The organism is Thiocapsa imhoffii (assembly GCF_016583985.1).
Classification (GTDB): domain Bacteria; phylum Pseudomonadota; class Gammaproteobacteria; order Chromatiales; family Chromatiaceae; genus Thiocapsa; species Thiocapsa imhoffii.
Genome location: NZ_NRSD01000002.1, coordinates 240,488 through 261,791 on the forward strand (window position 1 = coordinate 240,488; position 21,304 = coordinate 261,791).

General features: G+C 63.7%; 14 protein-coding genes. 5 read left to right on the forward strand and 9 right to left on the reverse strand.

The window, feature by feature from the left end:
• Positions 1-13 precede the first annotated feature (13 nt).
• From CKO25_RS03515 to CKO25_RS03545, 7 genes are all read right to left on the reverse strand, one after another.
• The gene (locus CKO25_RS03515; RefSeq protein ID WP_200386539.1) at positions 14-6,520 is read right to left on the reverse strand and encodes an autotransporter outer membrane beta-barrel domain-containing protein; all 6,507 of its coding nucleotides are present in this window, start codon (positions 6,518-6,520) and stop codon (positions 14-16) included.
• Positions 6,521-6,609: 89 nt separating this feature from the next.
• Complete coding sequence (locus tag CKO25_RS03520) at positions 6,610-7,947, reverse strand: MFS transporter (protein ID WP_200386540.1); 1,338 nt, start codon at positions 7,945-7,947, stop codon at positions 6,610-6,612.
• 142 nt (positions 7,948-8,089) lie between these two features.
• Entirely contained in the window at positions 8,090-8,788 is a 699-nt protein-coding gene (locus CKO25_RS03525) for a gamma-glutamyl-gamma-aminobutyrate hydrolase family protein (RefSeq protein ID WP_200386541.1), read from the reverse strand.
• Entirely contained in the window at positions 8,773-9,771 is a 999-nt protein-coding gene (locus CKO25_RS03530; RefSeq protein ID WP_200386542.1) for an amidoligase family protein, read from the reverse strand. Before CKO25_RS03530 ends, CKO25_RS03525 begins: the two co-directional genes overlap by 16 nt.
• A gap of 244 nt (positions 9,772-10,015) precedes the next feature.
• On the reverse strand, positions 10,016-10,435 hold the full coding sequence (locus CKO25_RS03535; RefSeq protein ID WP_200386543.1) for a gamma-glutamylcyclotransferase family protein: 420 nt from the start codon (positions 10,433-10,435) through the stop codon (positions 10,016-10,018).
• Positions 10,436-10,480: 45 nt separating this feature from the next.
• Positions 10,481-10,741, reverse strand: coding sequence for a hypothetical protein (locus CKO25_RS03540; protein ID WP_200386544.1), 261 nt, complete (start codon positions 10,739-10,741; stop codon positions 10,481-10,483).
• A 13-nt stretch (positions 10,742-10,754) separates the two neighbouring features.
• The gene (locus tag CKO25_RS03545; RefSeq protein WP_200386545.1) at positions 10,755-12,569 is read right to left on the reverse strand and encodes a Na/Pi cotransporter family protein; all 1,815 of its coding nucleotides are present in this window, start codon (positions 12,567-12,569) and stop codon (positions 10,755-10,757) included.
• A gap of 537 nt (positions 12,570-13,106) precedes the next feature.
• Between CKO25_RS03545 and CKO25_RS03550 the strand changes: the two genes are divergently transcribed.
• From CKO25_RS03550 to pyrC, 5 genes are all read left to right on the forward strand, one after another.
• On the forward strand, positions 13,107-14,018 hold the full coding sequence (locus CKO25_RS03550) for a D-hexose-6-phosphate mutarotase (RefSeq protein WP_200386546.1): 912 nt from the start codon (positions 13,107-13,109) through the stop codon (positions 14,016-14,018).
• A gap of 11 nt (positions 14,019-14,029) precedes the next feature.
• Positions 14,030-16,918: a bifunctional [glutamate--ammonia ligase]-adenylyl-L-tyrosine phosphorylase/[glutamate--ammonia-ligase] adenylyltransferase gene (gene glnE, locus CKO25_RS03555; protein ID WP_200386644.1), complete on the forward strand. Its 2,889-nt coding sequence runs from the start codon at positions 14,030-14,032 to the stop codon at positions 16,916-16,918.
• Positions 16,919-16,989: 71 nt separating this feature from the next.
• Positions 16,990-17,913: a branched-chain amino acid transaminase gene (locus CKO25_RS03560; RefSeq protein ID WP_200386547.1), complete on the forward strand. Its 924-nt coding sequence runs from the start codon at positions 16,990-16,992 to the stop codon at positions 17,911-17,913.
• Positions 17,914-18,035: 122 nt separating this feature from the next.
• Positions 18,036-18,227, forward strand: a complete 192-nt coding sequence (locus CKO25_RS03565; protein ID WP_200386548.1) for a zinc-finger domain-containing protein — start codon at positions 18,036-18,038, stop codon at positions 18,225-18,227.
• Between the two features lie 60 nt (positions 18,228-18,287).
• Positions 18,288-19,382 carry a dihydroorotase gene (gene pyrC / locus CKO25_RS03570; protein WP_242467368.1) on the forward strand — a complete coding sequence of 365 codons (1,095 nt, stop codon included), beginning with the start codon at positions 18,288-18,290 and terminating at the stop codon, positions 19,380-19,382.
• 99 nt (positions 19,383-19,481) lie between these two features.
• On the opposite strand, the gene CKO25_RS03575 is transcribed toward pyrC, so the two are convergent.
• Complete coding sequence (locus CKO25_RS03575) at positions 19,482-20,216, reverse strand: MlaA family lipoprotein (RefSeq protein ID WP_242467369.1); 735 nt, start codon at positions 20,214-20,216, stop codon at positions 19,482-19,484.
• A gap of 147 nt (positions 20,217-20,363) precedes the next feature.
• Positions 20,364-21,185, reverse strand: coding sequence for a TraB/GumN family protein (locus CKO25_RS03580; protein WP_338115059.1), 822 nt, complete (start codon positions 21,183-21,185; stop codon positions 20,364-20,366).
• Positions 21,186-21,304 lie beyond the last annotated feature (119 nt).

Genomic DNA, 21,304 nt, shown 5'->3' on the forward strand with positions numbered 1-21,304 from the left:
CTTCAGTGCGGGGCTAGAACCGATAGCTCGCTTCCAGATAGCCGCTCTGATCGTCGAATCCATCGCCGAACGCCAGACCATACTGCAAGGACAAACCAAAGCCTTCGTCCGTTTCGATCTGAGCGCCCAGCGACAGTCGACCGAGGACATCGGGAACCGTTTGAACCACCTCGAACGTGGGTGTCCCCGGAGTTCCCAATAGCCGGCCGCGCTGGCTGAGCTCATCGGTCGAGAGCAGGGTCAAGCCGAGCGAGCCGTAGGGACGAATCCGCATCCCATCACGCTCCATCCGCGCGCCTAGTTCCAACGTCGGCGTTGCCGCGACGATGGTTTCGCTGGTGCGATCCATCGCGAGATTGAGCGCCCCCGCACCCCGCTCCCGATACGCATCGACCTGCACATGAATCAGATCCACATCGAGCGAGGGTTTCAGGTAGTAATTGTCCTGTGTCCACTGATAGGCCACCCGCGCGCGGGCAAAGAGCGATTGGGTGCCAGGCGATGAGAATGCGATGGCGGGCTGGGCACCGAGCAGATCGATGCGCCGCGTGCCGTCGCCCCAGCCTTGTCCGCCTCCGAGCGCGGCACTGAAGGACCAGTTCTCAAGCTGGTAGGTTAGGGCGAGCGAGAGCGATGCCGCCGTCGCGTCGAGTCGCTCTTGGCGGCCCTGCGTCTTATAGTCGGCCTCCTGATAGGCCAAGGCGCCGCTCAGGAACCAGGTCTCGCTGAGTTGGAGCTGTCCGCCGATGCTCAGATCGAATGCGTTGCGGTCGTAGCCGCGTGCGCCCAATTGGCCATCCTGGTTCGTTTTGGTCACCTTGAGGTCGGCCCAGACACACTGCGACTCGCGTTGGAGGGCACCGGTCTCGGTGAAGGTACGACAACCGATCGCGTCGTTGACCAGCCCGAAGGTATCCAAAACGGTCATGGTCATGTTGGCCAGGACCGTGTTGGACAGGAGTTGATCGACCTGGCGGTCGAAACTGCTGCGATCCTTGATCTGGCCAAAGGCCGTAAAGAGGTTATCCATGGCGGGGCCTGCACCCCAGGGCGCCGAGGAATCAACGTTCCCGGTGGTGCCCAGCCCCCAGGCCTGATCGAGATGGGTGGCGACCGCGACCAGATTGGCCTCACGGCTGCCGAGCGCCGCGGCGAACCGCGAATCGGCCTGCAACCGGTGCCAGCCGCCGGGCGCCGTCGGCGAGGCCAGACGGAAGTCATAGGCGAGTGGGTCGATCAGGGTGAGCGCGGCGCTGTCGAAGGTCCCGGCACGGAGGATCTCAAGCTCCACTCCGGGCTTCATGCTCAGGATGTTAAAGCTCATTTGCATGGGACCGGCTGCCCCGCCGGCCAGGGTTCCACCGACGTCGAGCTGGTCGGAGCGCCCACCGACCTGATCGATGTCGACATCCCGGATGATGCCGCTGCCGGTCAAGCCATGACTGATGGTCGTGGTCTGGATGCGCCCCGTCCCGCCGATGTTAAGCGCGCCGTTGTTGATGACCTGGAGACCCTTGACGTAGTCGCGAGTGATGAAGGTGTTGAAACTGGTGTTGGTCAGCGTCGAGGTCGGCGTGGTCGTGGCGTAGTTGTAGATCGAGCTTTGGTTAAAGACATTGCCCTCTAGAGTGCCGTTCAGCAGGATCTGGTTGCCGCCGGCCTGGCTCCGCATCAAGATCGCTCCGCCCGCGGTCCCGGTGCCGGCGACCGAGGCCCCGGCATCGATCGTGATCTGGATCGGTGGGGTCGTGGATGCCGTGACGCCCTGCGTCTGTGCATAGATCCCCCAGGCGCCATTGCCAGTGACGGTTAGGTCGCCGCCAACCGTAATATTGATGGGCTTCACCATGGCGGTGCCGGAGTTGCCTTGCAAGCTGCCGACGGACACGCCACTGCCATTGTCCCAAATCCCGCCGCCGCCGCTGATACTCTGCGCCAGGATCCCGTGCGCATTCCCGCCGCTGGTCGTGATCCCGCTGCCGGACGCCAAGTTAACCGTGACACCGTAGCCGAACCCTCTGCCACTGTTTCCCCCTCCGCCCGGCGTGCCGGACACTGGAAAGAAGGTCTGTGTGGCATCCGCGGCGAAGCCGCCGCTTCCACCAATCGACTGAGTCAGGATCCCGATCGCACCGTCACCGGCAGTCGCAATCCTCGCCCCGCTGTCGAGTGTGACTCGGACCGGGCTCGCATTGACGTCTCGGGCATCGGGTGTATTTAGACTCACGGCTTTCATGCTGTTGACGGAGCCAGAGAAGAGCCCACCCCCGCCGCCGATGGATTGCGCAGCGATGCCGAAACTCCGGGTTCCGCTGGTCTGGATGCTGGCGTTCTGCTGGAGCGTGACACCAACAGTCCCCGCGTTCATATTGCCGCCGGCTTCCGCGCCGAGACTGACCTCAATACTGTTCGCAGCGCCTTGGCCAGATGCGGATTGGCTGTTGCCCTGCGCTGCCGCGGCCAAGCCACCTCCACCACCAATTGACTGGGCAAGGATCCCAAAACTATCCGAGCCGCTGGTCTGGATCTCGCCGAATGCTTGGACCGTGACAGCGCTACCACCGCCCGCGGAGCCTAAGGTCGCCTGACCTTGGAGATCCAGTTTGCGGCTTCCAAGTTGAGTCTTGACCGTCCTACTGACGCCACTGGCCACGCCCACGCCGCCGCCCCCGCCGATCGATTGCGCGACGATCCCGTGCGAAGAGAAGCCACTGGTCTGAATGTCGTTGCTGTACACTTGGATGTCGCCGCCATAGCCGCCGGACCCACCCATGGCACCGAGGTAGAGATTCATGGTGGCGCTGCTGCTGCCGGCGGATGTAGCCGCATTCCCGCCACCCCCACCGATTGATTGGGCCAGGATCCCATGCGAGAGAATCCCGGCGGTCGAGATCGTCCCATTCGCGGTGTAATTGCTCACCCCGGTTGACTGGCCCGGGGCGAACCCGACAACGACGTTGCCACCGTCGCCCCCGTACCCACCCTGACTCCCTAGAGCCAGGGTCAAGGTTCCGAGTGTCGTGGGATTCGTATTCTGCCCCGCGGTCGATGAGTCGCTTGTTGTATTCGACGAGGACTGGTCATTCACGGGAAAGGCTTGATCAAAGGCTTGTGCGGAGGGAATGGTGAGCGAGGAGTCTCCCGCGCCCGCGTTGCCGCCACCGCCGCCAATCGACTGAACCAGGATGCCGTCGGACCAATCGCCCTGGGTCGACACTGAGCCCTGGTTCCAGGCATAGGCTGGCCCGCCGCCACCACCGGAGCTGCCCGCATGTCCCAAGGCCAGGGTGACTCCCAGGGTCCCGCCGCTGCTGCCTGCCCCGCCGCCGGCATTGCCACCACCGCCGCCGATGGACTGGACCAGGATGCCACGGGAGTTGTTACCGCTCGTGTGGATCGAGGCGGATCCCTCATTTGCTCCAAACGCCATCCCGCCGTAGCCACCTCCGTAGCCGAAACCACCCAGCGCGGTCGAGAGCGTGACCGCTGTGCCGGTGGCGTTAGTTTTGGCATTGCCCGCACCGCCATTGCCCCCGCCCCCACCGATGGATTGAACGATCATGCCGTCGGCGAACAGGCCGTAGGTCGCAATCGCGCCCTGATTCTTGGCGGTTGCGCTGCCGCCGCCTCCCGCTGCCGCGCCATCACCACCGTGCGCGACGGCGATGGTTAGATTCAGCGTCTCCTCGCTACCGTTGCTGATGACTCCGAGCTTCTGCAATTTTTGCTGTAGGATTCCGGCCGAGGCTACGGCGGTTGAATCGCCCGCATTGCCGCCGCCGCCGCCGATCGACTGGACCAACATCCCGCTTGCGCCGTCGCCGAAGGTGGTGATGCCGGAGATACTGGTGCCGGCTGCGATGGTGTTCCCGGCGCTGCTGCCCGGATTGACACCATTGGATGAGGTCACGGTGTCGCGCCGGGTCGAGAGCGTCTGCGAAGACTGATTCAAGGCATACGCGTTGCCGCCATTGCCGCCGCTCTCGCCGCTGCCACCGGTCGCGATGCTGATCGCTCCGCTCACCGCGATGTCTGTGTCCGGGATGGGCACGTCCAGGCCAAATGACTTGGCGCTCGAGCCCCCGCCGTTGCCGCCGCCGCCCCCGATGGATTGGACAATCACCCCGATGGCATCGTACCCATAGGTCGTCACATTACCGGAGACCTTCGCCGTGGCCTGGCCGCCTGCTCCGCCCTCACTGCCGCTCCCGCCCATGGCCACGGCGATGGTGAGGACGCCAACGGCTGTCGCCTTGGAAGAACCGCCGGCACCCCCACCGCCGCCAATCGACTGAACCACGACACCGGAGGACTTCAGCCCCTGGGTGCTGATATTGGAGGCCAGGTTACCGTTAGCCTTGGCATAGGCATAGGCATCGCCGCCATCGCCCCCCGCACCACCTGAGCCGCCATGGGAGAAGGACAGCACCGTGCCCCACGTGGTTGCCTTGCCGCCGTTGCCGCCGCCCCCGCCGATCGACTGGACAAAGAGGGCGTCCGAATAATCGCCGTAGAGCGTGATGCGCCCGCCCTGGTTGGTGACGGTCGCCGAGCCACCCGCGCCGCCGGCGCCACCGGCCCCGCCGGTTGCGACAAAGATCCCTGACTTGTTGCGCCCGTTCCCACCGCCGCCGCCGATGGATTGCGCCAGGATGCCGTGGGCATCGTAGGCATAGGTGGTAATGGTGTTGTCGTTATTGACGCTGACCGTGCCGCCGTTGGATCCTGAGCCGCCCGCGCTCCCCTGCCCGCCAATGCTGAGGATGCCCTTGCTGACCGCATTGGCGCCGCCGCCGCCGATGGATTGCGCCAGGATGCCGATCCCGCCGGTGCCGTAGGCCGCCTGGTAGGGACCGAGCGCGGTGGTGCCGCTGGGCGCGTTCGCATCCGCCGCGCCGGTGCTGATCGCGCCCGAGTTGGTCACGGTCACCGCGTTGCCGGAGACTCCGGTGCTCTGGCCGCCGACCACCATGTTGCCCGAATAGCTTGCATAGACACTGCCGCCGGCGCCGCCGATGGATTGGGCGAGGATCCCATGAGAGTCATTGCCGCTGACGGCGATACCGATGTTGCTCTTGACGGTGACCGAATCACCGGCCGCCGAGGTGCTGCTTTGATCACCAACGTAACTGGCGCTGGTCGAGTAGGTGCCGCCTCCCGCGCCGAGAGACTGGGCGACGATGCCGTGGGCGCTGGTCCCGGCCGTCGTTATCCCGCCACCATCCACATACACCGTCACCGCGGAGGCTGCGCCGCCGGTGGCGGCACTGGCGTCCTTGCCGTTGCCCTGCAGGCCGATGGCGCCGGCGCCGCCGACGCTTTGCGCAACCAGGCCGGACGAATAATCTCCCTGGGTCGTGATCGAGGCGGAAAAATACTCGCTCACCGTACCAACGCTGATGCTGCCCCCGGTCCCGCCGGTGCAATTGGGGTCGCAGCCGGAGCTGCTGCTGCCGCCGTTTTGGCCGATTCCGCCCTCGCTCACCAGATAGATGCCCGGCGACTGGGCGCCGCCCGTCGAGACAGATGCGCTACCGGTCCCGCTGAGCGAGACCGCGCCCCCGTTGCCGCCGTTTGCATTGAAGGCCGATGCCCCCGCACGCGAAATGCCGGCGATGCCGGCGCCGGAGAGTCCTCCACCCATTTGGATCGAGGAGTCGTAGGGGATGACGGGACCGACCTGCTGGGTACTGATCGTGGTGGTCGATGCGTCAGACGCCCCGATGGTGATGTTGACTGCCCCTCCAGCGCCACCTGTTCCATAGTCACCGCTGCCGCCCGCATTGGCGCCGATGGACGCGACGTAGACTCCGGGTCCACCCTTCGCGCCCGCCTGGATGGTGGCCGTCACGCTGCTCTGGTGGAAATTGACCGTGCCCCCGGCGCCGCCGGCACCGGCTGGTTCATTCGTACCGCTTGTCTTGGCCGCGCCGCGACCGCCGGCGCTGTACACGACGATCCCATAACCGTAGGAACCCGCATTGATATCCGCCGTGTTGACGATATACAAGTCGCCGCCTTGGCCACCGTAGACGCCACCATCGCTGGGGAAGTTGGTACTGCCGCGCGAGCCGGCATAGAACGCACCTAGGCCGGTCTTACTGATGTTGTTCTGGCCCGGGATGGAGCTTGGGGCCATGATCGAGTTCTGGGGTGTTCCGGACAGGCTGATCGTCGCGTCATTCGTGACGTACATTTTGAGCCCGGGTTCGTCATCTCCGCTCGTGCTGAAGAGCTTCGCTCCGCTGTAGAACAGCTGTGCCTGGGTTTCGGTGTCACTGTTGGTCGCGCAGAAGATCGACGTGTAGCGTTGGATATTGCCACTGGGGGTGTAGTTGCAGGTCGCCGCGTAAGCCGAGCGCGAATAGCCGCCGGCGATCAGCGGCACACCAAGCGCAAGCTGCAAGGCTAGGGTGCTGACGGTCAGCGCGAGTGGCGCGGACTGTTCATGCGCCGCCGCGACCGCTCGCGTGTGTCGATGTGAAGACTGTCTGAATCCAAGATGCTTGCGGGTGACCATCCGATACTCCTCCGAGACGCGAGATATTGATACAGAAACGACACCACATCGAACAAGCATCGTGTGGTCCCTGCGTGCAACCGGTCTGCTCAACCCGAAACCTCTTTCCAGCGCAGACTCAGCCAGGATCCAGCCAATCCGGCGAATCCGAGTAGCAGAATGGTCGCTTCGACCGAAACGGTTGCCGCGAGGGCGCCGATCAGGCCCGAGGCGAGCAGCAGCGCCCCGATGACACTGTTGCTGACGGCGACATAGTCGGTGCGTTGGTTCCCTTCGGCCATGTCGACCAGGTAGGTCTTGCGCCCTAGCCGGACGCCGGCGTGGGCGATTCCCAACCCAAAGAAGGTGATGGGGTAGAACCAGAGTGCGATCGCGCTTGACATCCCCAGCCAGGACCCGATGGCCACCGCGATCGAGAGCAGGGCGGCGAGGGCGCAGGCGGTGGCAAATACTTGACGGCTGGAGTGGTCCGCCCACCGCCCCCAGATCGGCGAGCTGACGAGGCCGGCGAGTCCCTCGACCGCGATGAAGAGCCCCAGCAGCGCGATGGCGCCGCCGAGATCCTCGCGCGCGAGGGCGATGTAGAAGGGTGCGGCCAGCCCCGAGCCCATGGCCAGCGCACGGGCGACCACGAATTGCCGGAACGGGGGGTCGTCACGCAGGATGCTGAGTTTGGCCAATGCCTCGCGAAAGGCATTGGCACCACCCTCCGTCGCCCCGGGGAATTCGACGATCCGGCTGAAGGACCAAGCGGCCAGGAACCAGAGCATGGCCGCGCCGAGTAGGAGGGCGACATAGAGTTCGGCCGATGCGGCCGTCTCCTGCACGGCGCCAAGCCCGAGTCCGACGCCCATGGCACCGAGCCCGGCGATGGCACTGATCCAACCCGCCAGACGGCCGCGACGGGTCTTGGGGATCGTCTTGCCTTGCACATCCTTATAGGCCACCGAGCAGGCGCCACGTGCGAGACTGAATAGGATCAAGAGCGCGATGATGGTGCCTCCGGCGATCGCGCCCGTAAGCGCGAAGGCGACCCATCCGATCGCCGCCAGACAGAGTCCCTGGATGAACCCGCCCCAGACCCAGATCCACTTGCGGATCGCCTGACGTCGGACCACCGCGCCGATCAGGATCTGCGGCAGCATGGAACCGGATTCGCGGATCGGGACCAGCAGGCTCAACATCCAGCTCGGCGCGCCCAGTTGGAGGAGCAACCAGGGGAGGGTGGTCTTGGCGCTGGCGAGGCGATCGGCGATGTTGCTGAGGGTGTTGGCGATCAGGGTATGGAGAAAATTCCCGGGGATCTCGCGACAGGCGTCGGCACTGATCTCCTGGCAGGTCCGTCCCTCGTCGTCCTCGGCGAGGCGTTCGTAGAGACTCTCCAACCACTCGGGGTGGCGTTTGGCGGTGGCGGTGGATTCAGACATGGATCAGGTCCTGCGAACCAAAGGGATGATCGGTGTCAGCCGAAAGTCCCGCGGATGAAGCATTGGAAATGTCACCGGTGCGATGCAAGCGAGTCACCTGCCCTGATCGCTTGCAACAGGGCGCGGTGGCCTCTTGCCACCATCATCGCGTGGCATGCTCCGCGTTACGTATCTGGACGACGCGTGCCTGCTCGACCAGGGTCTTGAAGAGATGGCGTTGCCGGCGGATCAGGATCAGGAACTCCGGGTGCCATTGGACGCCAATTTGAAACGCGGCGCTTGGGTCTTCGACCGCCTGGACGATGCCATCGAGATCGCGCGCGCACACCCGCAGCCCATCCCCGACCCGGTCGATCCCTTGGTTATGCAGGCTGTTGATCCGGCTCTGGTCGGGGCCGATGATGGTGGCGAGTCGACTGTCGTGCTTGACATCAACGGTCTTGAGCGGGAGCACCGTCCAGCGATTGGAGGTCTTGCGGCGTCGTGAGCGCAACTCCTGGAATAAGGTGCCACCGCGACAGACATTGAGCAATTGTGCCCCCCGGCAGATACCGAGAACCGGAAGCCGTCGGGTGAGCGCGTCGCGGATCACGGCCGACTCAAGCAGGTCGCGTGCCTGATCGTAACGGGGCTCGACCTCGGGTTCGGCGGCGTAGAGCACGGGATCGACATCGTGACCACCCGTGATCACCACCCCTTGATAATCGAATGCGCTGGGCGTGTGGCTGGGCCGGATGTGGATTGGACGGCCGCCATAGAGCCGCACGGCCAACTCGACGAGTCGGCGTGGTCCGAAGGCGCCACGTTCCGGGCCCGTAATGGCGATCAGGGGGCGAGCCATCTGTGCTCGACCAGGCTGCCCCAGTCGTCGCGCAGGCGTGCGAGGGGATCATTCAAGTACTGGAGATAGGCAGCGCGACAGTCCTGCAGTCGCGCCGGGTCGGCGGCCAGCCGTTCGACCTCGATCCAGTCGTTCCAGGCGAGATACAACCCCCAATCCGGGAGGTGGACCTCACAATCGGGCAGGCGATAGTGAAAGGTCGGTCGCGGCTTGATCAAGGGATCGGTCGTTACCGCGCGCACCCGATCCGGGTCGAGATGCAGGAAGAGCGGCAGCAGATCGAGCGCACGATTGCGGGTGGGATTGGCGGCAAGATAGTCGTCGATCAGTGTTGCCAGGGTGGGTGCCTCAGCGGGAGCGATGACGTGGCGGACATAGTCGATGGGGAAGGGGTCGACATAGCGCGACAGACGCCGTGTCACATCGATGTCGGCGCGCAGATAGAGCCAGTCGTAGAGGCACAGAAAGGCTTGCAGAAAGGCGGTCAAGAGTGCTGGGTCGGCGCTCGGGATCTCGGGGTTGAGCTGCATCCCAAAGACATTCAGCAGGCTGTCGGAGGTGCCCTTGGCGCCGGCCGCGCGCAGCAACTCGATCAGTGACTCGACCTCGTCGAGGCGTGTCATCGGCAAGGGCGGGCTGACCAGTTCGATCGGAACCAGATTCTCGGCTAGCCAGGCCAAGGCAACCTCGGCGGTGTGCTCCAGTTCACCGATGAGGGTTTCAGTCTCGCGCTCCTCACGACCGAGCCGCTTCAGCAGGGCGTAGTCGTATTCCACGATCCAGTCCCCGGCAGGATCGCCCGTGAGTAGGCGTTCGTAGCGACCCGTCGATCGGATGTCGGTCTTGAGGAATGTCGCGACCGTGCGCGCGCACTCGTCGATGCCAAGCCCCGTCATCTCGAGTTCGATCCCGATGCGTCGTGGGTGGCCCGCATCATTCAACGCCCAGGGGGACTCTTTAAGTGCTGTGTTGGCGCGGATCATGGTTACTTGGTCCTGCTTGCGAGCCGTGGCACGATCATCAGGATGCCAAGTGTGACGGCAACACCCGTCCTGGTGCAATGCGCACCGTGGATCCGCCCCACCATAGCCGGTCACCGTCCATTCTCCTTCACCCACTCCAGGGGTCTGGCATGGGGGTTGGCAGCGCCGGTGCTAGCGCCGGGGTGAGACGCTAGAGCACGTGCGCGAGCCTGATGTGTTGCTGCCGAGTGGGGTGCCGGGCGGGTCAGCGTACGATTCGTTGATAGACCCAAGCCCATGACCCGTCCGATAAGGGCTGTTTGCTTCGCTCATAGCGCACACCGAGACGTTCGTAGCGGTCAAGGCGGCGTAATTCCTCGGCCGTGACCCTGATGATCAGCCCTGGAGTCTGGTGCCGCGGGTCGGGCTGTACGTCGAGCCCAACCTTGCGATGGTCCGGCAGCCTGGCCTCGTGCGTCTCGCCCGCGCGCCCGAGGACCAGCCAACGCACGAGCGGCGAACGCAGCGTTCCATAGACGAAGATCTGCTGCATTTCCTGCGAGTCGCTCGGCGCCAAGTCCTCGGGGTGGGTGAAACCGAACGGACTGAGGAAGGTGAACCAGAGCCACCAGAGACCGCCGACCAGGGCGAGGGTGAGGCTTGCGATCAGGGGGCGAGGGGACATTGAGAGCGGAGCGATTGGGCTGGCGTGGGCGCTCAGGCCGTTCACTTAGTCCTTGTTGCGGCCGGCGCGCAACTCCTGAATGAGTGTGAGGGCCTTGTGGCGTTGAGCCTCGATCACATCAAGCTTGCCTTGGAGTTCGGCACGCTCATCGCCGGGGGCGGTGGTCTCGAGCTTATGGCGCAGGTCGCGTTCCTTGTCCTTGAGTTTCTTTGTAACCTTCAGGATCGAATCGATTTCCTTGCGCTGTGACGCCCGATCGGCATCGAAGAACCGAGCCAGTTTGTTCAGGAGTTTTTTGCGCGTCATGGTCTCGGCCCGGTCAGTTGGGTTCAGGAGTGCTGTCGACGAGGCGCTGGAGATCATCCTCATCGAGCGCCAGCTTGCTCTCGATGGCCTGATCCCGTGGCGAGCTTGGTTCCAGTAGCGCTTGTGCCGCCTCGATCAAATTTTGGCCGATTTCGAAGGTGTAGCTCTCGTCATTCATCATGGAGGTGGCGATGCGCGCCGGGAGTCGGCGGGCGCGAACCAGTCGATTGAGTTCCGAGATGAACTTTTGGCTCGAGGTTTCGCTGGACAGTTTAAGTGAATCCAATGACAAACTCGTGACGGTTTCGGGATCTTGCGAGCGGATCTGCTGGATCTCGCGCAGCAGTCTGGCAATGGTCAGACGAATGGCGTCGTAGGGTTCCCGCACCACCGGGTTGGGTGAAACGCCATGGCGGGAGAGATTCTTGTGTAGATGCTTCATCCCCTTCACCGCCTCGACGATGTCGCGGCTCGCTTGCTGCAGCGTATAGAGTTGCCGTGCCGCGGGCTCCTCGAGTCCGCGTCCCTGGATCTCACTGATGAAGTCGATGATCTCGCTGTGTAAGCTCTTGATCTTACGTTCATAGACGTCGTCGACATCCAGCGGGATGATGCGCCGGGTCATCTTGACCGCCTCGCTAAGGGACTGATCGGAGTCGATGAGCGCCGGGCGGAGACTCAGTCCCATGGCGATCAGCTCATAGGCGTTGTCATAGAGATGTCCGACCTCCTTGCGCAAGGCGTTGATGGCGGTGGCGGGGGTCTCGAGCGCGCCAGGATAGAGATAGCGCGGTTGCTCCATGGGCTTGGGTTCGAAGCGCACGGCGCGCACCAGGAACCGTTCGAGTGGGCGCGTGAAGGGTGCGAGCAAAAGGACGCCAAGGAGGTTGAATAGGGTGTGGAAGAGGGCGAGCTTCAACAAGACATCGTCCTCGGCGATCCCGATCTGGGCGCTCAGATGATCGACGGCCCAGCTCATCTGCTGGATCAGGACGATCGCGACCGTCGCGGTCAGCAGGTTGAAGACCACGTGCGCGATGGCCAAACGTTTGCCCCCGAGGTTCGCGCTCATCCCGCCGAGCGCGGAGGTCACGGCGCTGCCGAGGTTCGCGCCAATGGCCAAGGCAAGTGCGTTCTCGTAGGTGATCTGCCCCGCCGAGAGCGCGGTGATGATGACCAGCAGCGTGGCATGGCTCGACTGCATGATGATGGTGATGGCCATGCCGATCGCGGTGTAGACCAGAACCCCGCCGATTCCGGGAATCGCATAGGCCGAGAGGTCGAAGGCCGTTTGGAAGGCATCGAAACCGCTCTTCATGTAGGCGATCCCGAGGAAGAGGAAGCCGACGCCCAGGGCGAGGTAGCCCAAGCCCTTGGTGACCTTGCCGCGTTGCAGCAGGAGCACCACGCCGAAGACCAATGCCGGCATGGCGTAACTGGCGATGTCCACGCGCAGCCCGAGACCGGCGATCAGCCAGGCGCCGGTCGTGGTCCCGAGGTTGGCGCCCATGATGATGCCGATCCCGCCGGCGAGACTGATCATCTCGGCGCTGACGAAGGAGATGGTAATCAGCGAGACCAGGGTGCTGGATTGCATCAGGGTCGTGCTGATGACCCCGAAGCCGATGCTCTTCCAGAGACGGTTGGTCGAGCCACGCAAGATGCGTTCGAGCGTGCCACCGGTGAAGGACTTGAACCCCTGCTCGAGCGAGAGCATGCCGAACAGGAAGAGGGCAACTCCGGCCGCGATCTCTTTGAAATTCGCGCTCAGCCAGAATCCGTAACCGAGTGCGATGAGGAGGAGGGCAAGGGTGATGTGGCGGATCATCGGACCCTCGCCCAGTCCGCGCGGGTGGCCTGCTCCGGGCGTGCGCACCAGTCGAGACGAGCCCGCTGGTTCGGCCGCACGCGGTTCACCATCGCCATCGGCGACCGCTGCAGATCGACCAGTAGCCGCGATGCCGGAGCAGGAAGAGACCAAGCGGACGCTCGGGCTCGCTGAACGGGTCGCGTTCGATGAAATCGCATTGTCATCATCGTGATGGTAACGAAACCGTCATCTTTGGGAAACTGATACAGGCCGTCGGGTTTTCCGTGGGTCAGGGAACGGGTCCCGACCTGCTGACGTGACAATCCATGATGAGTAGGCAAAAATGGCCTGCGTCTGGCGCAGCGCTGACCGATGTACAGTGCAGCGGGTTCGTACTGCGTCGGCGCTGCTTTGCCGCACGTGTTTGGCACCGTAACTGGGTCTGGAATGCAGACCATCCGCTGGAGTGGTCGGTTCGATGATCACGGGATCGTCTGACCCCACATCTCATTCACTGACGCAACGGCCCGCGTTGACCGGGGCGAAGGAGCTGGCATGGATATCGAGGCGTTGAATGCCCAGTTTGGCATCGAGAACGTACTGCGAGTCGTGACGGGACGCGGCGGCTTGACCATGATCGAAATCACCAACGGGTTGGCGACTGCGCTGATCTCGCCTCATGGCGGACAGGTCCTGTCGTTTCGACCCGCCCACGCCGCCGAGGATCTGTTCTTTGTCAGCGAGCGGGCCTACTTCGAGGCTGGCCAGGCGATCAAGGGTGGCGTTCCCGTGTGCTGGCCCTGGTTCGGTCCCGATCCGCAAGGTCAAGGACGTCCGGCACACGGCTTCGCGCGGATCTGGCCGTGGACGATCCTGGCGACCGCGCAGGAGCCAGACGGCTCGACCTTCGTCCAACTCGGTATCGCGGATGATGAACACACGCGCGCGCTCTGGCCGTACTACTTCAACCTGCTGATCGAAATCAGGGTCGGCACGACACTCGCGATCGACCTCATCACCCGCAATGCGGGGGATCGACCGCTGCGATTGACGCAAGGTCTGCACGCCTACTTCAAGGTTGGGGACGCAGGCGAGGTCGCGGTCCACGGCCTCTCGGGTTGCCGCTATCTCGACAAGGCCGCGGATGGCGCGGATGCCGTGATCGAACAAACCGGGCCTGTCCGGTTCGATCGCGAGGTCAACCGAATTTATGAAGCCGTGCCCGCCGAATTGTCGATTGAGGATCCCGTGCTGAAGCGGCGGATTGGCATCGAGACGAAACAGAGTCGCACCGCGGTGGTCTGGAACCCCTGGGTGGAGACCGCGCGCGCGATGCCGGACCTCGATGATGCCGATTATCGACACTTCGTCTGTGTCGAGACCGTCAACACCGCCTCCGAGGTCATCGAGATCCCGCCCGCGCAAGACTACAGCCTAGGAGCACGCTATCGGATCGAGTCGGCTTGAACTCGCCGTTCATGGGTGCGTTCGAGAATCTCGACCCAACCGCCGAGGCCCATTGGCTGACCTGGTGCGATTGGGCTGAGGAGCAGGGCCTCGCGCGGCCCAATGATGCCGCCTTCACCGAGGCACGCGCGCGCGTCTGGGAGGCGAGCGACTTCGTTGCCGTTACCGTGGCGCGCCACCCGGAGGTGTTTGCCGATCTGATCGCGAGCGGAGCACTCGAACGCCCCCATGATGCGGTCGCGCTCACCCATGCCCTCGACAGCGCGTTGCGGGAGGTCAGCGACGAGGCGGGACTGCAACAGGCCCTGCGGCAGTTTCGCCGGCGCGAGATGATCCGCATCATTTGGCGAGATGTCGCCGGTCGCGCCGACTTGGTGGCGACCCTCGAGCATCTCACCACGCTTGCGGATCTGTGCATCCAGCGCGCACTCGAACGCCTGCACGCCTGGACCTGCGCTGAGTTTGGCACCCCGCGCGACGAGACGGGTCGGGCCTTGCGCATGGTTGTGCTGGGCATGGGGAAACTCGGCGCGCGCGAGCTGAACCTGAGTTCGGACATTGATCTCATCTATGCCTACGCGAGCAAGGGCGAAACCGACGGTGGTCCACGCCCGCTGAGCAATGAGCAGTTCTTTCTAAAACTGGGTCAGCGGTTGTCCCAGGCGCTCGGTGCTCAGACGGTTGACGGCTTCGTCTTTCGTGTCGATACGCGACTGCGGCCGTTCGGTGAATCCGGTCCGCTGGCGATGAGCTTCAACGCCTTGGAGGATTATTACCAAACCCAGGCGCGGGAATGGGAGCGCTACGCCATGATCAAGGCGCGCGTGATCGCCGCTGATCCGCGCGACGCGGCGCACATCATGGCGTTGCTGCGACCATTCGTGTATCGCCGCTATCTCGATTTCGGTGCGATCGAATCCTTGCGCGATCTCAAGCGGATGATCGCGAAAGAGCTCTATCGGCGGGGTATGGACGCCAATATCAAGCTTGGTCCCGGCGGTATCCGCGAGATTGAATTCATCGGTCAAGCCTTTCAGTTGATCCGTGGCGGTCACGAACCGGATCTGCAGATCCGTCCCATTCGCTCGGTGCTCGCGCTGCTGGGGCGTAAACAGCTGATGCCGGTCGCCGCCGTGCGTGGTCTGGATGACGCCTATTGTTTTCTGCGTCTGGTGGAGAATCGCCTGCAGGCCTATCGCGACAAACAAACCCACCTACTGCCTGATGACGAACCCGGTCGCCGACGGCTCGCGCGGTCGATGGGGTTTGCGGATTGGCCATCCTTCGAGGTCGTCCTGCAGTCACATCGCGGGCATGTCCAGAGCCAATTCGATGCCGTCTTCGCCGAGCCGGACACCGAGACGGTCGCGGAGAGTCAGGAACTGGTGTCCCTCTGGCACAGCAACCTGGGTGGTGACGGCGACGCGGCGGTCGAGGCCAGCGAGGAGTTGGTGGCGCTGGAGCGTGCTGGATTCGCGCAGCCCGCGGCGGTGCAGGAGCAATTGCTCCGGTTTCGCCAGTCGATCGAGCGCAAGGGGCTGAGCCGGCGAGGTCATGAACGTCTCGACCGACTGATGCCACAGGTCCTGGCGGTGGTGGCGGCAAGTGAACAGCCTGATCTGGTGCTCGGGCGGGTCTTGAAGGTTCTCGAAGCGGTCGCGCGTCGCACCTCCTACCTGGCCATGCTGGGCGAGCAGCCGGAAATCCTCTCGCAGCTTGCGCGCTTGGCGAGTATGAGCCCCTGGTTCACGGAACGCGTGTGCCGACAACCGCTGTTGCTCGATGAGATGATCGACTCGCGGCGGCTCTATGCCCCCTTGCGGCGAGCCGATCTCGAGGCCGAGCTCGATGCCCTGTTATTGCGCATTGATACCGATGATCTCGAGCAGCAGATGGAACGTCTGCGCCACTTCGTGCAAGGCAACATGCTGCGGGTCGCGGCGGCCGATCTCACCGAAGTCATTCCCCTCATGATCGTCAGTGATTATCTCACCGAGATCGCGGAGGTCTCGGTGCGCCGAGTCCTAGAACTGGCGTTCGCGCATCTGGAACGTCGGCACGGGCGCCCGACCGAGATTCTCGGCGAGCAGACCGGCTTCCTGGTCCTGGGTTATGGCAAGCTCGGCGGCATCGAATTGGGCTATGGGTCTGATCTCGATCTCGTCTTCGTCCATGGCACCGAGAGTCCAACCGCCATGACCGATGGCGAGAAGGGCATCAGTAACGAGCAGTTCTACTCGCGTCTCGGACAGCGCATCATCCACATGATGACAACGCAGACCCCGGCGGGGGTGCTCTATGACGTGGACATGCGGTTGCGCCCGGACGGCAGTCGCGGCTTGCTGGTGCGCTCGTTCAAGGCCTTTGCCGCGTACCAGGCCGAGGATGCCTGGACGTGGGAGCATCAGGCGCTGATCCGCGCGCGCCCCGTGGCCGGAGATCCACGCATGGTCGAGGCCTTTGCCGCGCTGCGCCGCGAGATCATTTGTCGCGATCGGGACCCCGTGGAATTGGCCGCCGAGGTCCGCGAGATGCGCGGTAAGATGCGCGAGAATCTCGATAAGAGCGGCCAGGGCCGCTTCGACCTCAAGCAGGGGCGAGGCGGTATTGCGGACATTGAGTTTATGGTTCAATACGCGGTCTTGCGCTGGGCCTCGGCGTATCCGGCGCTGGCTGATTGGACCGACAACATCCGTCTGCTCGAAACACTCGGTCGCCTCGCGTTGCTTCCCGGGCAGGCCGCCGAGGAACTCACCGCGACCTACAAGGCGCTGCGCGTGGCGTACCATCGCAGTGCCCTGCAGGAACAGCCGAAGACGGTCGCAGACAGTGCGCTCCAGCTGGAGCGCGAACGGGTGCAGGCCCTGTGGCACGATTTGATGGGGGAGCCGCCGCCCTGAGCAGCGACCTTCATCCTGATTCAGGTCTCGAACCGGGACGCGCGTCCCGTCACAACCGGAGTGAGTACGACATGGCAACGATGGCTGATCGTGATGGCCTGATCTGGCACAACGGCGAGATGGTGCCTTGGCGTGAGGCCCAGACGCATGTCCTGACTCACACCTTTCACTATGGCATGGGCGTCTTCGAGGGCGTGCGGGCCTACCAGACGGATCGGGGTCCGGCGATCTTTCGCTTGCGTGATCATACCGACCGTCTCTTCGACTCAGCCCACATCCTCGGCATGAAGATCCCATACGATCGCGAGACGCTCGACGCGGCACAGCGCGCGGCCGTGCGTGAAAATGGTCTCGACTCTGCCTACATCCGCCCGATGTGCTTCTACGGCCCCGAGGGCATGGGCCTGCGTGCCGACAATCTGCAGGTGCATTGCATCATTGCCGCCTGGGAATGGGGAGCCTACCTGGGCGAGGAGAACATGACCAAGGGGATCCGCATTCGCGTCTCATCCTATACCCGCCATCATGTGAACATCACCATGTGCCGCGCCAAGGCTAACGGCAACTACATGAACTCGATGATGGCCTTGCAAGAGGCGCTGCGCGACGGCTATGACGAGGCCTTGATGCTGGACGCCTCGGGCTACGTCATGGAAGGCAGCGGCGAGAACATCTTCCTCGTGCGCAAGGGTGTGCTCTACACGCCCGATTTGACGTCCGCGCTCGATGGCATCACTCGGCGAACCATCATGACCCTGGCAAAGGAACTGGGCATCGAGGTGATCGAGAAGCGGATCACCCGCGACGAGGTGTACATCGCCGACGAGGCCTTTTTCACGGGCACGGCCGCCGAGGTGACACCGATTCGCGAGGTCGATGGCCGGGTCATCGGCAGCGGCGGGCGTGGGCCCATCACCGAGCGCTTGCAAACGCTCTACTTCGATCTGGTGCATGGGCGGCTTGAGAGCCACTCCGAGTGGTTGAACTGGGTCTAATCGCCGCGCGCGCGACCCGGCATCAGCTCCCGGGCCTGACCTGCCGGGCGAGGTGGCGAATCCGGCCCTGACCAGCCTGACCCATCCAGCGTTTCCTAATCCTGTCGATGGAGATACCGTTGATGTCCACCGCAGTCGAGACCCGGGCAGAGCCCGAACTGATCGAGGTCAGTCGCAAGGACCTGCCACTGTCGTGCCCCTTGCCGGATGCGCCCGTCTGGAATATGCATCCGCGGGTCTATCTGCCGATCGAGGATGAGCCCAACGGTGAGGTGACCTGCCCCTACTGTGGCGCACGGTATCGACTGGTCTGAGCAGAGCCGTCACCCGCGCCGCGGGTGCTATCGGTGAGTGACCCACGACGAGATCAAAAGATGTCAGACGCGCACCGCGACATGACCACCCCGGCGGGCGAGCTGCGCATCACCCGTCCCGACGACTGGCATCTGCATCTGCGCGACGGTGAGGTGCTCACGGACGCGGTTGCGCACAGCGCACGCTGTTTCGCCCGTGCCATCGTCATGCCCAACCTGCAACCGCCCGTGGTCACGACGGAGCAGGCGCGCGCCTATCGTCAGCGCATCCTCGCGGCGCGTCCAGCGGGCAGCGACTTCGAGCCCCTGATGACGCTCTATCTCACGGACGCGACCACCCCGGCCGAGATTCGCACCGCGAAAGAGAGCGGCGTCATCCGTGCGTGCAAGCTCTATCCGGCTGGAGCGACCACGAACTCCGAGAATGGCGTGACGGACCTGCTGGGGTGCTATGGCGTTTTCGAGGCCATGGAGCGTGACGGGCTGCCGCTGCTGGTGCATGGCGAGGTGACCGATTCCGCGGTTGATCTCTTCGATCGCGAACAGTGCTTCATCGAGCAGCGTCTTGAGCCGATCGTGCGGACATTCCCCGGCCTCAAGGTCGTGTTCGAGCATGTGACCACGGCGGATGCGGTCGCCTTCGTGCGCGCCGGACCAGCGACCCTGGCCGCGACCATCACGCCGCATCATCTACTCTACAATCGCAACCACATGCTGGCGGGCGGAATCCGTCCGCACCTCTACTGCCTACCCGTGCTCAAACGAGAACGCCATCGCCAAGCCCTGGTCGCCGCAGCGACGGGAGGAGAGGCGCGTTTTTTTCTCGGCACCGACAGTGCCCCGCATCCACGCTCAGCCAAGGAGAGTGCCTGCGGCTGCGCCGGCGCATTCAGCGCACATGCGGCCATCGAGCTGTATGCGGAGGTCTTCGAGCAGGCTGGCGCACTCGATCGTCTCGATGCCTTCGCAAGCCAACAGGGGGCGGATTTCTACGGTCTGCCGCGCAACAGCGGGACTCTTCACCTTCGGCGTGAATCCTGGACGGTGCCGGAAACCTACCCGTTCGGCCACGCCTGCGTCGTGCCGCTGCGTGCAGGCGAAACGGTTGCCTGGCGTCTCGTCTCAGTCGACCGGACCACCGGGACAAACACCTGATCCCGACGCTCGAACCCCCTGCGCTAACGCCGTCCAAGCAGTCGCTGTCGATCCAACGCCGGGGGCGCGTACCCAGGTGCGAGGCCTAGGACCGAACGGCTAGTCGTCGAAATCGATGTCATCCCAAAAGTCCTCGCCGTCCCCGAGATCGGGAGGGTTGCCATCGTGGACTCGGTAATGGCGCCGTTGAAGATAGGCGTCACGCAGCAGGATGTAGGGATCGAGCGCGGCGTCCTCGAGGATCTGGGTCGTGGTCAGATAGTTCGCACGTCGATCGACAGCGCGCAGGGCAATCAGCCCCCAGTAGACATGTTCCTCGTCGAAGCCATAGAGCGGCCCCAGGTGGAAGAGCGGATCGGTGAAGAGATCGCCGACATCGCCAAAGGCGTCACGCACGCTGCTCGGCCCGAGGAAAGGCAACATTATGAAGGCACCCGAGTCGAGGCCCCAGTAGCCGAGCGTTTGGCCAAAATCCTCTTTGTAGCTCGGCAAGCCGACATTGGTCGCGACATCGACGAAGCCGAACACGCCAACGGTGGAATTGATGAAGAGTCTTCCCACGTCACTGCCGGCGCGCGACATCTTGAATTGTAGGATGTTGTTGACGACCGAGGTGACATCGCTAATGTTCGCGAAGAAATTCGTCACCCCGCGTTCGACCGGGGCGGGGGTGATGGCACGGTAACCTTTCGCGATCGGCTGTAAAAAGGCCTTGTCAAAATCGCTGTTGAAGCGGAAGACGGCGCGATTGAATGGTTCGAGTGGATCACGGGGTTCGGAAATCCGACTCGGTGATGATCCACAGCCCATGAGGAGCAGGGGAACCAGGATCATCAACCAAGCCCACCGATGACAGGCGTGTCTCGCATGCTCCTTCATACCGAACTGATCTCTCTCGATTAGAATGCTGAATGCTACCACAGCCGCTCCATGGCTCGGCTTTCGCTGGTGGCCGATCGGTGGTTGCGGGTCCGGCGCGGCTCAATCCGCCGGTGTCACCCGATAGCCCTGCTGCCGCAACAAGGCGACGATGCCCTCATCGCCCGGGAGGTGCAGGGCGCCGAGCGCGATGAACCAGCCACCTTCGTGCAGTAAGGGGCGCATGCGTTCGACCATGCGGTGGTTACGAGAGTCGATCACGCGTTCCTGGAAACGGACGGCGAGGGCTGGGTCGCTCGCGCTCAGGGTCGTGTCGCCGAGGGTCTGGAGTCGGTCGAGATCAGCGTCCAGATAGGCACGAATCAGTGCCTCGACGGTGTCGGCAAGTTCCTCGCGCGCGGCCAGTGTTTCGCGCAACAGCGTGATCTGTTCTGACTCGCTGAGGTCTTCGAAGAGGGCAAGTTGCTCGGCCATGGTTTCCAGTCCTAAGACGGACTTACCTTCAGCATTTGCTCGGGTATAGAGCTGGTGATCCAGGAACTCGCCCGTCTCGGAAGGGGGGACACTGAGTAAGAGGACAACCGCCCAGGGTTTGAGATCCTTGATGGCCTCTTCGGGCATGCCGAGTGCCTCGAGTGCCGCGGCGGTCTCACGATAGAGATCGGCCGGGATCACCTCCCGCAGTAGGCGACCATCCGTATAGACCATGCTGACCATAGCCTTGATGATGGCGGTGGCATCGGGAATGACCTCAAGGGCGAGTCGCGGGCTGCTGGCGAAGGTACGCAGCACCTGGTCGGGCAAGTCAAGGACGCGCGGATCCTCGCTATGGATGGTTCCAAAGAGATAACTGGTCACCGCGCCGTCAGGCGGTTGAACCCGGTAGAGGAGACCGGAGGGCCTGAGCGGCTCTGCGATGGCCACCAGACAGAACCACGCCAGGCCCAGACAGGCCAGGCTGCGCGCGGCAGCGTGTCCCGCGCTCCGGCCCCATCCGCGATGCCTGGTGATTGGTTTTCGGGCGTGTGACACTTATGCTTCCG